Genomic DNA, 13,462 nt, shown 5'->3' on the forward strand with positions numbered 1-13,462 from the left:
GCTGTTCAGATGAAACAAGCGCAATTGAAGACACGCGCCAAAGTGCCGGCTCAAGGGAGAGCCTCCCTGCAGGAGATGCGCGGCGAGATGAGCCTCAAGGTATGACAGACAGAGCAGAAGCAGCCTAGGCAACACCAGCCTGGACAGCCGCTTCCTCCTGTTCCCTGGCCATGTTCTGGTCTTCCTGCAGCACCTTGACCACAGAGGGCCGCTCGGCGAAGCGCTCGATATAGGCCTTGAACTCATCAAAATCCGGAACGATGCCGAACATCATGCCCCACCGCAGCCCCATACCCCACAGCACATCGACGGCCGTCATCTGCTCCCCAAGGACGTAGGGCCGCTTGGCCAATTGGGCACGCATGTTTTCCATGACGGTGTCGAAGGAACCATAAGCCGACATGGACTGCGGCGGTTCTTCGCGCTTGAGCGCGCGATCTATCAGCGCCGGCTCAAAACAGGACGCCATGTGCACGAACCAGCGCAGGTACGGTCCGCGCATCGGATCATCGAGAGCAGGCGTCAGGCCTTTTTCCGGAAAAAGATCAGCCAGATAGATATAGATCGCGACCTGTTCCGTGATCACGGCCTCTCCGACACGCAACGCCGGCACTTTTCCTGCCGGGTTTACAGCAAGGTACTGCGGCGTCCGGTTTTCACCCAGTTTCAGGTTGAGTACGTTCAGCTTGTAAGGCGCACCCAGTTCTTCCAGAAGTACGCGTACGCCCGTGGCCCGCGTTTGAGGTGCGTAAAAAAGTTCGACCTGATCCGCCATTGTCCTCTCCCTTGACCGGGTGCAATCACCGTCCTCTTCAACCTAGCCCATCTGGCCGGCAAGTGAACCCGGGAAAATCGCTTTGGCTCAGGGCGTCATCGTGTCGAATAGTAACCAGCCGGCAACAAGGAAAACTTCCGCCGCCAGAACACCGACAAAAACACGTTGGCGGGCAGCAAAAAAGGACGCGAACCCGAAGGCGGCTGCAGCCAGACGCAGCCAGAGCGGCGTGTCGGCCAATACGCCTTGAGGAAACAGGATCAGCTTTGAAATCACACCGGCAACAAGCGCGGTCGCGACGCAGCGCACCCAGATCAGCAGTTCGCCGTCTTCACGCAGCCTGCCACCGGCAAAGACACCAAGCCACCGCCAGACATCGGTTGCAAACCAGCCGGCCACGATGATCATCACCAGAGGCCACCAGGTTTCGGAAATCAGTCCCCCTGCCGTCGATCCATCCATCACGACAGCCCCCTGCGCATGATCCGCGTACCGATGTAGGCAATCGTTCCGCCCACGAGCCCGGTCCAGAGCAGGTCAAGGCCGGGCAGATAGCTGAAGAAGACGGGTCCGAGCAACAGCCCGGCAACCATGGCCACCCGGTCCGCATTAAGCCGTGCAGCCCCCCAGAGGGAACACAGGAAATAGACCGGCGTCAGCAGGAACAAGGCCCCCGCCACCATGTCCGGCATGCTCTCCACCAGCAGATAGGAGACACCGGTCATGCAGAATACGAAACTGGTCACCGCCCCGCCGAAACCGAGGAAAAACGGCAGACGCCCTTCCCTTGGCATATCCGGCAGATGCTTCATCGCAAACACCCACGCCGTCACTGCCACGAAATGGGACGCGAGCAAAAGTTGCCAGGTCTTTGTCTTGCCGGGCACCTTGACCAGAGGCATCAAGGCCATGGTCATCGGCATCAGACGGACAGAGGCAAGTGCTACGGCAATGCCCGCCGGGATCATCCCCATTCCGGAGGATATGGCACCGGTCAGAACCACAATGGAAGGCAGCGCCCACACTAAGCCGGTCATCGCCAGCGTCTCGACAAGCGTCAGTCCGGTCTCCCGGGCAAGACCTGCATACCCGACAAACGCCGCAGTCAGAATGAACGCTGGAATAGACACCGCCGCGCGTGCGCCGCGCCCCAACCAGACCCGGGCAGGTTCTGGTGTGTCGTGAGGTTTTGGGATGGTTTCTGGCTGATCAGGAGCCGTCATGAAGCTGACTCATCTCTGGGCAGTTAGTAAGGTAGCCTTACCTTTTTGGAGAATTTCTGTCCAGAGCACCAAAGGGCGAAAGAGTTCGGTTCACGAACTACTCGTCTCCCCTTGCCGGCTCCCTGCACAGACTACACCGACCGCGTCAGCCCGCCATCGATGCGGATGTTCTGGCCCGTGATGTAAGCGGCTTCCTCGCTGGCCAGGTAGGCGATCAGACCGGAAATCTCGTCTGCGCGGCCGTAGCGGCCCATGGGGATCCGGGCCAGGCGATCTTCCTTCTCCGGCAGGCTGTCGATGAAACCCGGCAGGATGTTGTTCATGCGCACGTTCTCGGCCGCGAACTTGTCTGCAAACAGCTTGGTGAAGCTGGCAAGCCCCGCCCGGAACACACCGGAGGTCGGAAACATCGGGTCCGGCTCGAAAGTGGCGAAGGTGGAGATGTTGATCACTGTGCCACCACCTTGTGCCGCCATAACCGGGGCGACGAGGCGCGCCGGGCGAATGACGTTCATCAGGTAATAATCCATACCAAGGTGCCAGTCCTCGTCGGAGATTTCCAGAATATCGCCTTTCGGGCCGTGGCCGGACGAATTGACCAGAACATCAATCCGGCCAAAGAAGTCCAAGGTCTTGCTGACAAAGGAGGTCAGGTCGTCCGCAACAAGATTGGACCCGGTGAACCCCACCCCGCCCAACTCATGTGCGAGCGCTTCCCCCTTGCCGGACGCCGACAGGATTGCAACCCGGAACCCGTCCGCAGCAAGCCGCCTTGCTGCATCGGCCCCCATGCCGGATCCGCCTGCGGTGATCATGGCAACCTTGTTATCGCTCATATCCGTTCTCCCGAAAATATCTGCTTCTTTGCTAGGCGTGTGGCCCGGCGTCTGCAAATGATTTTCCTGAATGCTTTCAATTCCAAACATGAATGAGAACACGTGCGGCGCGTGCCCCGAGCAACAAGTCCGGACCTTCGAACCAGGTCCTCTCAACATCCTGCGTCCTCACTCTTGTCCGCAGCTCGAATACAAAAAGGCCCCGGATCTCTCCGGGGCCTTTCTGATCTGATTTTGCTGTGGCTCAATCGGCCAGCGGCACCTTGGGGACAAGGCTCTTCTTGGACGGGCCGCTTTTGCCTGCAGGCGGTTTGGTATCCTTGGCAGCCGCTGCCTTGGCAGCGGGTTTGCGACGCCGCTTCGGTTTCGGCTTGGCTTCCGTCTTGGCCTTGGCTTTCGGCGGTGTCGCCCGCTCCTCGATGCTTTCCAGAAGCAGGCCCTTGCCGTCCTCGGACACGGTGACCTTGACCATTCCGCCCTTCTTCAGCTTGCCGAACAGCACCTCGTCGGCCAATGGCCGCTTGATGTGCTCCTGGATAATCCGCCCAAGCGGGCGAGCGCCCATCTGGCTGTCATAACCCTTGTCGGCGAGCCATTTGACGGCATCTTCGGTCAGCTCGAAGGTTACGCCGCGGTCAGCCAGCTGAACTTCAAGCTGCATGACGAACTTCTCGACCACCTTGTAGACGACTTCCATCGGCAGGTTGCCGAACGGAATGATCGCATCGAGGCGGTTGCGGAATTCCGGCGTGAACAGCTTGTTGATCGCCTCCGCATCATCACCTTCCCGCTTCACACGGTTGAAGCCAACCGGCATCCTGGCCATGTCCGCAGCACCGGCGTTGGTGGTCATGATCAGGATGACATTGCGGAAATCGACCTGCTTGCCGTTGTGGTCGGTCAGTTTGCCGTGATCCATCACCTGCAGCAGGATGTTGAACAGGTCCGGATGGGCCTTCTCGATTTCGTCCAGCAGCAGCACGCAATGTGGATGCTGGTCGACACCGTCGGTCAGCAAACCGCCCTGGTCAAAACCGACATAGCCCGGAGGCGCGCCGATCAGGCGCGACACGGTGTGCCGCTCCATATACTCGGACATGTCGAAACGGATCAGTTCGACACCCAGCGAAGAAGCCAGCTGTCGCGCAACTTCCGTCTTGCCGACACCGGTCGGACCGGAGAACAGATAGCTGCCGATCGGCTTGTCCGGCTCACGCAGGCCAGCACGCGCCAGCTTGATGGCCGACGCCAGCGTTCCGATGGCCTCGTCCTGGCCATAGACGACCCGCTTCAGATCCTTGCCGAGGTTTTCAAGAACCTCAGCATCGTCCTTGGAGACGGACTTCGGCGGGATTCTGGCCATGGTGGCAATCGTGTTCTCGATTTCCTTCACGCCAATGGTCTTGCGGCGGCGAGCTTCCGGAACCAGCATCTGCGAGGCACCGGTTTCGTCCAGCACGTCGATCGCCTTGTCCGGCAGCTTGCGGTCGGAAATGTATTTCGCTGACAGTTCCACGGCCACCTTGATGGCATCGTTGGTGTAACGAACCTTGTGGAAGTCCTCGAAATAAGGCTTCAGACCTTTCAGGATGTCGATGGCATCCGGGATCGACGGCTCGTTGACGTCGATCTTCTGGAACCGACGAACCAGCGCCCGGTCCTTCTCGAAGAACTGCCGGTACTCCTTGTAGGTCGTCGAACCGATACACCGGATTGCACCGGACGCAAGCGCCGGCTTCAGGAGGTTGGATGCATCCATCGCCCCGCCCGAAGTTGCACCAGCGCCGATCACCGTATGGATCTCGTCGATGAACATCACCGCGCCCGGATAATCCTCGATTTCCTTGACCACCTGTTTGAGGCGTTCCTCGAAATCGCCGCGATAGCGGGTACCGGCCAGCAACGAGCCCATGTCGAGCGAGAAGATCGTGGCATCCTTCAGGACATCCGGCACATCACCATTGACGATCCGATGGGCCAGGCCTTCCGCAATGGCGGTCTTGCCGACACCTGGGTCGCCGACGAAGAGCGGATTGTTCTTCGACCTGCGGCACAGGATCTGGATCGTGCGCGAAATTTCGGTATCGCGTCCAATCAGCGGATCGATCTTGCCGTTGGTGGCCTTGGTGTTGAGATTGACACAGTAAGCTTCAAGAGCGTCCGTCTTCTGACTGGACTTCTTCTCGGTTTCAGCTCCGGGCATCACATCTTCTTCATCCGCCCCTTCGACTGGACGGGCCTCGGACATGCCGGGACGTTTGGCAATGCCGTGCGAGATATAGTTGACCGCGTCGTAACGGGTCATGTCCTGGTCCTGCAGGAAATAAGCGGCATGGCTTTCGCGCTCGGCGAAGATTGCGACGAGAACGTTGGCGCCGGTCACCTCTTCGCGGCCGGATGACTGGACGTGTATGACCGCCCGCTGAATGACACGCTGGAAGCCGGCGGTTGGCTTGGAATCCTCGTCACTGTCGGTGACAAGGTTGTCCAGTTCGGTTTCGATATATTCAACCAGGTTGCGACGGATCGTTTCCAGATCCACGTTGCAAGCCCGCATGACCGCAGCCGCGTCCTGGTCGTCCAGCAAGGCCAGCAGGAGATGCTCCAGCGTTGCATATTCCTGTTGCCGCTCATTGGCGAAAGCCAGAGCCTGGTGGAGAGCTTTTTCAAGACTGCGTGAGAAGGAAGGCACGTGCGTTTGTCCTCACTTTTTTTCCATGACGCATTGCAACGGATGCTGATGCTTGCGCGCGAAATCCATCACCTGGGTGACTTTCGTCTCCGCGACCTCGTAGGAATAAATCCCGCATTCCCCGACGCCGTGATGGTGAACATGCAGCATAATGCGGGTCGCCTCTTCGCGGTTTTTTTGGAAGAAGTTCTCCACAACGTGAATGACGAACTCCATCGGAGTGTAGTCATCGTTCAATAGCAGCACACGATAGAGATTTGGCCGCTTGGTTACTGTTTTGGTACGGGTGACAACAACCGTTCCGGCGTCGCCACCGTCATTGTCATAATCAGAGCCCGCTGACATTGCCGTTTCTTTTGCCTCTATCACTCCGGCCATCACCAAATTTAGAATCCTGAACAAACTGCCCTGCGCAACTGGTCCAGAGCTTTCCGCAGCACGGACTGCGCCGCGAATACGCATTCTCAGTGGTAATCCTGCCGCGCAAGCCGCGCTCGCGCAATGGTCGATTTCATCAACATAAAGGTCAACAGCGCATTTGTGGTCCCAGCGCTGCCGGTCAAGGTGAATGTAGGTTTCCTGAAAATGAATAAAAGGTGGCAAGAGAACGCATTTCGAAATGCGTCCGCAAAAGGTAGGCTGAATGGCTGAGCACCGGTAAATCTGTGCATATACGAAAAAACCCGGCTCACCAGAGCCGGGTTTCGAACTTCAAGCTGTCCTGCGACAGCTAAAAGGAAATCTTATTTTGCAAGCTTGCCCATCACGCCTTCGTAAGGCTTGTAGGCATCCTTGGACATGTCGGTGACCATTTCACCGATCTTTGTCATCTCACCGACAAAACCTTCGTAAGCGGTTTTGACGTAGTCGGCCTGAGCTTCGAATGCCTTGTCGAGGGACTTGGAAGACACGAGCTTCTCGACAGCTGCAGAGCTCTCCTCGAAGGATTTTTTCTGATAGTCGGCCACTTCAGCGGCGATGGCCTGGAAACCCTTGCTGACGGAGCCAAAAGACGCCATGGCCATATCCATGTTGTCTTTGCTCATCTTCTGCAGTTCATCAAAATTGTTCATCATTTTTCTGCCCTTTTCCGGCGAACCGGTTTCCAATCCCATGCATCGGCCTTATGGGGCGGCCCGGCGCGCATATCGCGTTACCTTACGGGATTTTGTCGTAATGCACTGCACAATAACTGTCAAGGTGATTTTGCATTGCAAAAACAACCATTACGCGAAATTGACAATCCTTACATAACGTAAACCGCTGAGCTCTCCAACGAACATCCCCCGATCTGCACAGGGGTGTTATCAATAATCAAAAGGATGAATCTTTCAAAAAGACAGCAAGAAACGGAAGACATGCTTTCATGTGGCCAACGCCGAAACAACAGACATCAAAAATAAACAAACATTTAACCAATAAAACGACCACAGAAAAGAATTGATAACCATAAATTCTTTCCCGAAACGCTCCACACCATCTTAACCAACGATTAACTCTAACAAAAAACTATTTTTTTAAGTGGTTTTTCGATCATTCATTTACCCATTCGTAACCGTGATTCCATCAAATGAATGGAGAACAACGGGGCAGCGGCTTTGAATCGCAGGGGGTTAAGATCCGAACCGCGCCGCTCCAGATACGAACCACGTGACCCGGAATGGGATAGTAATTGTGTTTGGGATGCGTATTTTTCGCAAAGCTCGGGCTCTCGCCCGCACGGCAAAGATCTTGACCCTCGGCCTTGTGCTCCTGGGGGTCCCCGCAACAGCGATGGCCAACCCGAAATATGCGGGCATCGTCGTCGACGCCAAAACCGGCAAGACACTTTACTCCTCTTCGGCCGATGCCTACCGGTATCCGGCTTCGCTCACCAAGATCATGACCCTGTACCTGGTGTTCGAGGAACTGGAAGCCGGACGCTTGTCGCTGGACTCCAACCTGAGTGTTTCCAGCTACGCCTCTGCACGGCCGCCCTCCAAGCTGGGCCTCAAGCCTGGCGGCACGATCAAGGTCAAGGACGCGATCCTCGCACTCGTTACCAAATCCGCTAACGACGTTGCATCCGTGATCGCGGAGAACCTTGGTGGCTCGGAGAAGAAATTTGCCGAACGCATGACTCGCACCGCGCGTCAGATCGGCATGTCGAAAACCACCTTCCGCAATCCGCATGGCCTGCCGGACAACCGTCAGCGCACGACCGCCCGGGACATGGCAACGCTTGGCCGCGCCATCCAGGAACGGTTCCCGCAGTATTACGGGTACTTCAAAACCCGGGCCTACAAATACAAGGGCCGCACCTATGGCAACCACAACAAGTTGCTTGGCCGCGTAAAGGGCGTCGACGGCATCAAGACAGGTTACATTCGGGCATCGGGCTTCAACCTTGTGACGTCCGTCAACCGGGATGGTCGGCACATCGTGGCCGTTGTCATGGGCGGCAGAACCGGCGCATCGCGCAATGCCCAGATGACAAAGCTCATCAACTCCTACCTGCCCAAGGCAAGCCGAGGCCCGAAAACCGCTCCGCTGATCGTTCAGAATACGTCGGAACCGACCTTCGTGGCCGTCGCGCTCAAGAACCCGCCCCTGCCGAATATCAAACCCGGCAGCGAGCCTGCTCCGGCAGCCGGCGAGCCGATGGTCCTGGCGTTCACCGCGCCTTCCGACCCGGCAGCTATTCCGATGCCGGCTCCCGCGCCGCTCCCGGTCACTGCATCGAATGCCCCTGTCATGGCATCAACCCAGGCTGCGGACCCGGTTCCCGGCTTTGGCAACGACGTTCCATTGCCGCCGAAACTGGTCAAGCAGCGGTTCGACAGCACCTTTGCGGTCGCGACAGCCCTGCCGCCGATCCCGCCCTCAAGCCCGGACGAGCCGCTGAACACCAACTCTATTTCGCGAACTGCGCTGATTGAAGCCGCAAGAGCCGAGGTCGTGAAGGCGGACAACGGGAAGCGCTCTGTCAGCTCCTCGCAGCCGGTCAAGACGGTTTCCGTCCAGACGATCGCAATCAACTCTACGCCGGTCGAAACGGTGGCAGCACCGGAAACGGTATCTGCAGACAACAGCAGCGATGACGACAGCGTCACGGTTGCAACAAGTGATACCCGCGATGTCGAGCCGAGCTGGCAGGTCCAGATCGCCGCGACCGAATCCGAAGGCCAGGCCATCACCATGCTGAAGAACGCCAAGGCCAAGACCGGATCCGCCCTGCGTGGACGGGTCCCCTACACCGAACCCGTCGACGCCAACGGACAGACCCTTTACCGGGCCCGGTTCGTCGGCTTCGACACCAAAACAGCTGCGTGGAATGCCTGCAAAAGCTTGAAAAAGGCAAAATACGCTTGCTTCGCCATCTATCAGTAACCGCGTAACGGATGCCGTCAATGTCTTCTGAGAAGCGTGTCTTTAGCCTCGTTGATTTTCGCCGCGAGGAAACCGGAGCCTCCCTGGTCGGGATGAACTCGCATCATAAGCCTGCGGTGCGCGGCTCGAATTTCCGCGTCCCCGGCATCGGGCGTAAGCCCCAGGATCTGGTAGGCCTCCTCATCTGTCATGGGGCCAGAGCTCGCCGCGCTTCCCTGCCGCTCTGCTCCATTCGCCTGGAAGTGTTCACGCCATCCGGCAAGCCTGCGGTCGAGATAAGCTTCGATTAGTTTCTGGCTCTGACCGTCCTGGGCCGTCTCCTGCCAAAAGGCTTCCAGGTCCGGTTCGGTCAACTGATCCAGCTCGCGCCCCTGAAAGGTGCCTGCAAGCACGGTCCCGGTCATGTGACCGGTATCGTGATCGAGTTCCATCTCTACCATTGCGGTCCGCACGCGGGAACGTTGTCCGGAGGTTTTCTGAGGTTTGTAGCCTGACGAGAGCCAGTTCAGCCCGGACATCCCCAGCACCGACAAGCCAAGCCCGAACAACGGGATGGCAAACACAAACCGGCCCGTCAGCGCAAAGACCAGCGCCAGCACCATCAGAAACGCTCCTCCGAAGAGGCGCAGTCCTCTGGCCAGATTTGCTGGATTGGCGTTCACGAACTTGTTGCCGAGCGTCAACAGGGCGGTCAGCAGTATCAAGCCGATAATCAGATAAATCATGTGGCGGTAGGTTCCCCGTTCGCCGGTCCAGACCTTTTCCAGTGGATGACCCGGCCCTACTTCTGACAGGTGATGAAAGTTGCCGATTATGTAAACCGGTGGCAGCGGCTACAGCAAGGAAACACCGACGAACGAGCCGCGTGTCCTAGCGAGCCGCCGGCAATTGCTGCAGCAAAAGCCTTGCACCCCTGCCACCCTGTTTTTCCAGCTGCTGGAGCGCTGTCCGGCCGCCGCTGGCAAAAACCGCAACCGCCTTCAAAAGATCGGCAAGTTGCTGTGCAGATCCGGAATCAAAGCGGCAAAAGGCTCCGTTGGTGAGCCTGGCCATTTCACGAAATGCCCGTTCTGCGACCCCGTCATGACCTTCCTGAAACAGGAACATCGGCACACCGAGCATACCCAGTTGGCCAGCCTTGTCACACAAGGTATCGACGTCCTCCTCCATGCAGTCGCCCACATAGACCAGCGCGGCGATCTTTTCAGTGTTGGCAGCAGACAACGCAGCCGAAAGAACTTTGCGGATCTGCGTCCGACCGCCCTGGCACGAAATGCCGCTCATGGCCTGCGCAAGCTCGGTTCCGTTGGCGAACCAGCGTGATGCGCGGCATTCGCCAAAACCTCGAAAATAGACAAGCTTGATACTGAGGTCCGATATCTTGCCGGCTTCCTGAAACATCTCCGCCTGGATCTGGCAGGCCTGATCCCAGGTCGGTTGACGGCTCATGGTGGCATCCAGGGCGAAGACCAGACGTCCTCCGCTTCCTGGTTGCGGTGTGATTTCCCTGGCTTTCTGAAGAAAATTTGCCACTTCGGATTCGGCTGAAGGCACACCGGCTTCCTGCCGGACCATCGGGTCTACCGTGCCTTTGCCGGTCTTGACGTTCACGGCCGCCTCCTTCTTCCACTTGGTGACAGTCAACTTGGGTCGGGGCGACCGTTTTGGCAAGTCTCAAGCCGCCGGGTGCGACTTGCTGCGGCCGTTGTTTTCCTCAGGCGGCGGCCGAAATAAGGCGTGTCTGCTTCGGCCGAACCAGCTGAAGATATGCTTCCATCACAAGGACGTTCGGCACCCAGCACAGCCAGGCAATGATTGGATAGGCAATTTCAAAATCGAGCCCTGCCGCCATGCTGCTTCCCAGATAGATCCGCAATGTGACAGCCGCAAAGGTGAGAGCAGCGGAACGCAGCATCCAGTCGCGGTGACGCGGGAACTGGCGGCGCAAGGCATAGGCGAGAGCAATTCCTGTTGCGGCCAGCCAGCAGACCGCCAGAAGCGCAAAGCCTGTCGCCGCAAAGAATCCTGCGGTGGTGTGAAAGGCAAGCTGCAAGCCTGCAAGACCCGAGACCAGGATCGTTGCAACATAGCCCCGCCCCATCCATCGGTGCAGCCTCGGCTTTCGCGTCCGCAGCCGCGTCATGAACTGAAACGGCATCAAAGCAAGTGCAATCGGCGCAAGACCGATATGGGCGTAAAGCGCCAGCGCATTGCCATCGAGATTATGTGCAACGAAATCCATCGATAAGGATACGCCCAACACCAAAAACCTCAATGAAGCCAATGCAATCAGGAAGGCACCCCCGGATGCAATCCAGAAGGCAGCTTTTGCTGCCACCTTTGAAACCTTCGTCATTCTGCCTCTCCACGCTAACTTGACAGTGTCAAGATAGCCGGAAACTTGACACTGTCAAGCAAATGGCAGAAGAAGGACACATGACAGTTTCTCCCCCCTCTCGACGCAAGCGAGACGGCAGCCTGCGGACAGATCTGGTCGATGCGGGTGTTGCGCTGCTTCGTGAACGTGGCCCGGACGGGCTCTCCTTGCGCGAATGCGCAGCGAAGGCAGGCGTGTCACACGCAGCGCCGGGCTATCACTTCAAGAACCTCGCCGGCTTGTCGACTGCGATTGCAGCACGCGGCTTTGCGCTGTTTTGCCGGGCGATGGAACAGCGGCTTGAGGCATCCGCCCCTGCCGCGACAGAACGTCTTACCGCGATCTGTCATGGTTACCTCGATTTTGCCACCGGGCACCCGGAGCTGTTCCTGTTCATTTTTTCGGGGCAGAAGTTCAACGAGGATGACGAGGAATTTGTCGGTCACGCCTCAAGAGCCTACGCGATCCTGCGCGAAACCTGCGCCCCTCTAGTCCCAAAGGGTACCGATCCGGAAGAAATCGAGATCCTTGTCTGGTCGCTGGTACACGGCTATGCGCAGCTTGCCATGACGCGCAAAAAGGAAAGTCCAGGCCTGGGACGCGGCTGGCCGGACCTCGGCGCCATACTTGCCCATCTACACAAGGCATTGCCGGATCCCGGCAGATAACTGCAGATCAGAGCAGGCAGAGTTCTGTGAGGTCGCGGCGCATGTCTTCAGGCATGGCATGTGCAGCCCCACCGGCCTTCAGGTCCGCCGGCGCGTCCTGTGCCTTCAGGTACCGCCAGCCCTGAAACGGCCGTTTCGGCTGGAACTGCGTCAGGATCAGTCGCGGCTCCATGACCAGATCGCAGCGTTTGACGCCCGCCTGGTCCGTGAACGGCCGGATATCGATAAGGTGCTGGCGCACCTGGATCTTGCCCTTGATCACCCAATAAAGCGATCCGCCATCCAGAAGTTCGTCCTTGCGGGTAGGTACCATGCGCGTCGTGTGGATCGTTTCCGCCGGAAGCCCGGTTTTGCGGGCATTGTCCATGCGAAAATCGATCCAGGCCTGAAGGGACTCGACGCTGTCCGCGCCGACGCACAGTTTTACCAGATTCAAGGTCATGCTTCTGACCTATCAGGCTTCCCGCCAAGGTCAAGATTGTGGCGAGAAACGGCGGTGGATTGTCCACCTTCCTGCCCAGCTACAGCTTGCGCCGCTGGCCAGAACGGGGTTCTCTTTGCCCATGGAAGTATTTGTAACCGGCGGGACCGGCGAGATCGGTTCTGCCGTGGTAAAGCGGCTGGTTCAGGACGGTGCCAGGGTAATCGGTCTGGCCCGCTCAGACGCGTCTTCAGCCGGGCTTCGGGCGTCTGGCGCAAGTGCCTACCCGGGTGACCTGCGTGCACCTGAAAGCTGGGTGTCCAGGGCTGCCTCATGCGATGCCGTCATTCACGTCGGCGCAACCTTTACAGAAGATATGGGGCGGGTTGACCGCCAAAGCATGCTTGCCCTGAAACAGGCGGCAAAGCACCGCAAACAGCCACTCAAGATCATCTATACCGGCGGCATCTGGCTCTTTCCCGCGACAACCGGGAACAACGTTCTGACAGAGAAAACCCAGTTCGCTCCCCTGCCCGCATTTCGCTTCATGACAGAGACGATCAGGACCCTGTCACATGGAACCGATCTCAATCTGACTGTCATTCATCCGGCTCTTGCCTGCAGCCAGACGACCGGACCGATTGCCGAGATGACATCCGCGCTCAAGGAAGGCCGGCCATTCGAAACCCGCGCGACAGCGCAAACCAGATGGCCTCTGGTGGAAATCAACGACCTTGCCGCTCTCTACACGCTTGCCCTCAAGCATGCGCGCTTCCGGATGTCTCTGATCGCAAGCTGCATACCCGGCATTTCCGTCGGCCACCTGGCCTCACACATTTCCGCCCGCCACGGTCTGCCCCTGGAAATCGAAACCGTTGCCGCGCCGCAGACCAGCGTACCGCTTACCGACTGGCCAGCCGGTTTCGCCCTGTCGCAGACGGTTGATATCAGCCACGCCCAAAGGGCAACCGGCTGGCAACCGGAACATTCGACAATAGAGGACTTGGTGGTATCCCTGTCAAAATAGACGATAACCTTGAGTTTTGAGCGACTTAACGCGGCGAGTCCGGTATTGGACAAAGACTTTCTAAAGTTTTGAAG

General features: G+C 58.1%; 14 protein-coding genes. 3 read left to right on the forward strand and 11 right to left on the reverse strand.

The features are described from left to right. Positions 1-124: 124 nt before the first annotated feature. From ACYQ54_RS01235 to ACYQ54_RS01265, 7 genes are all read right to left on the reverse strand, one after another. On the reverse strand, positions 125-775 hold the full coding sequence (locus ACYQ54_RS01235; protein ID WP_460078595.1) for a glutathione S-transferase family protein: 651 nt from the start codon (positions 773-775) through the stop codon (positions 125-127). Between the two features lie 87 nt (positions 776-862). Further along, positions 863-1,237, reverse strand: a complete 375-nt coding sequence (locus tag ACYQ54_RS01240) for an AzlD domain-containing protein (RefSeq protein ID WP_460078598.1) — start codon at positions 1,235-1,237, stop codon at positions 863-865. Next, positions 1,237-1,998, reverse strand: a complete 762-nt coding sequence (locus ACYQ54_RS01245; protein WP_460078600.1) for an AzlC family ABC transporter permease — start codon at positions 1,996-1,998, stop codon at positions 1,237-1,239. The genes ACYQ54_RS01240 and ACYQ54_RS01245 overlap by 1 nt, the downstream gene beginning before the upstream one ends. 131 nt (positions 1,999-2,129) lie before the next feature. Then, positions 2,130-2,834, reverse strand: a complete 705-nt coding sequence (locus ACYQ54_RS01250) for an SDR family oxidoreductase (protein WP_460078602.1) — start codon at positions 2,832-2,834, stop codon at positions 2,130-2,132. 244 nt (positions 2,835-3,078) lie between these two features. Further along, complete coding sequence (gene clpA / locus ACYQ54_RS01255) at positions 3,079-5,526, reverse strand: ATP-dependent Clp protease ATP-binding subunit ClpA (protein WP_460078604.1); 2,448 nt, start codon at positions 5,524-5,526, stop codon at positions 3,079-3,081. 12 nt (positions 5,527-5,538) lie between these two features. Beyond that, on the reverse strand, positions 5,539-5,871 hold the full coding sequence (gene clpS / locus ACYQ54_RS01260) for an ATP-dependent Clp protease adapter ClpS (RefSeq protein ID WP_460081642.1): 333 nt from the start codon (positions 5,869-5,871) through the stop codon (positions 5,539-5,541). Positions 5,872-6,269: 398 nt separating this feature from the next. Next, positions 6,270-6,602 (reverse strand): phasin family protein, encoded by a 333-nt coding sequence (locus ACYQ54_RS01265; protein ID WP_460078606.1) that lies wholly within the window; start codon positions 6,600-6,602, stop codon positions 6,270-6,272. Positions 6,603-7,257: 655 nt separating this feature from the next. On the opposite strand from ACYQ54_RS01265, the gene ACYQ54_RS01270 reads away from it, so the two are divergent. Beyond that, positions 7,258-8,895, forward strand: coding sequence for a D-alanyl-D-alanine carboxypeptidase (locus ACYQ54_RS01270; protein ID WP_460078607.1), 1,638 nt, complete (start codon positions 7,258-7,260; stop codon positions 8,893-8,895). 17 nt (positions 8,896-8,912) lie between these two features. Here the strand turns inward: ACYQ54_RS01270 and ACYQ54_RS01275 are convergent, their stop codons facing one another. The 3 genes from ACYQ54_RS01275 to ACYQ54_RS01285 form a co-directional block, all read right to left on the reverse strand. Next, complete coding sequence (locus ACYQ54_RS01275; protein ID WP_460078610.1) at positions 8,913-9,620, reverse strand: DnaJ domain-containing protein; 708 nt, start codon at positions 9,618-9,620, stop codon at positions 8,913-8,915. Between the two features lie 145 nt (positions 9,621-9,765). Beyond that, positions 9,766-10,506, reverse strand: coding sequence for a vWA domain-containing protein (locus ACYQ54_RS01280; RefSeq protein WP_460078612.1), 741 nt, complete (start codon positions 10,504-10,506; stop codon positions 9,766-9,768). 103 nt (positions 10,507-10,609) lie between these two features. Continuing rightward, positions 10,610-11,137, reverse strand: coding sequence for a DUF2306 domain-containing protein (locus ACYQ54_RS01285; RefSeq protein WP_460078613.1), 528 nt, complete (start codon positions 11,135-11,137; stop codon positions 10,610-10,612). Between the two features lie 194 nt (positions 11,138-11,331). Between ACYQ54_RS01285 and ACYQ54_RS01290 the strand changes: the two genes are divergently transcribed. Next, positions 11,332-11,940, forward strand: a complete 609-nt coding sequence (locus tag ACYQ54_RS01290; protein ID WP_460078616.1) for a TetR/AcrR family transcriptional regulator — start codon at positions 11,332-11,334, stop codon at positions 11,938-11,940. A gap of 7 nt (positions 11,941-11,947) precedes the next feature. On the opposite strand, the gene ACYQ54_RS01295 is transcribed toward ACYQ54_RS01290, so the two are convergent. Further along, a complete protein-coding gene (locus ACYQ54_RS01295; RefSeq protein WP_460078619.1) occupies positions 11,948-12,382 on the reverse strand; it encodes a DUF1489 family protein in 435 nt (144 codons plus the stop codon). A 121-nt stretch (positions 12,383-12,503) separates the two neighbouring features. On the opposite strand from ACYQ54_RS01295, the gene ACYQ54_RS01300 reads away from it, so the two are divergent. Beyond that, positions 12,504-13,388 (forward strand): SDR family oxidoreductase, encoded by an 885-nt coding sequence (locus ACYQ54_RS01300; protein ID WP_460078621.1) that lies wholly within the window; start codon positions 12,504-12,506, stop codon positions 13,386-13,388. Positions 13,389-13,462 lie beyond the last annotated feature (74 nt).

This window comes from Roseibium sp. LAB1, assembly GCF_054658235.1.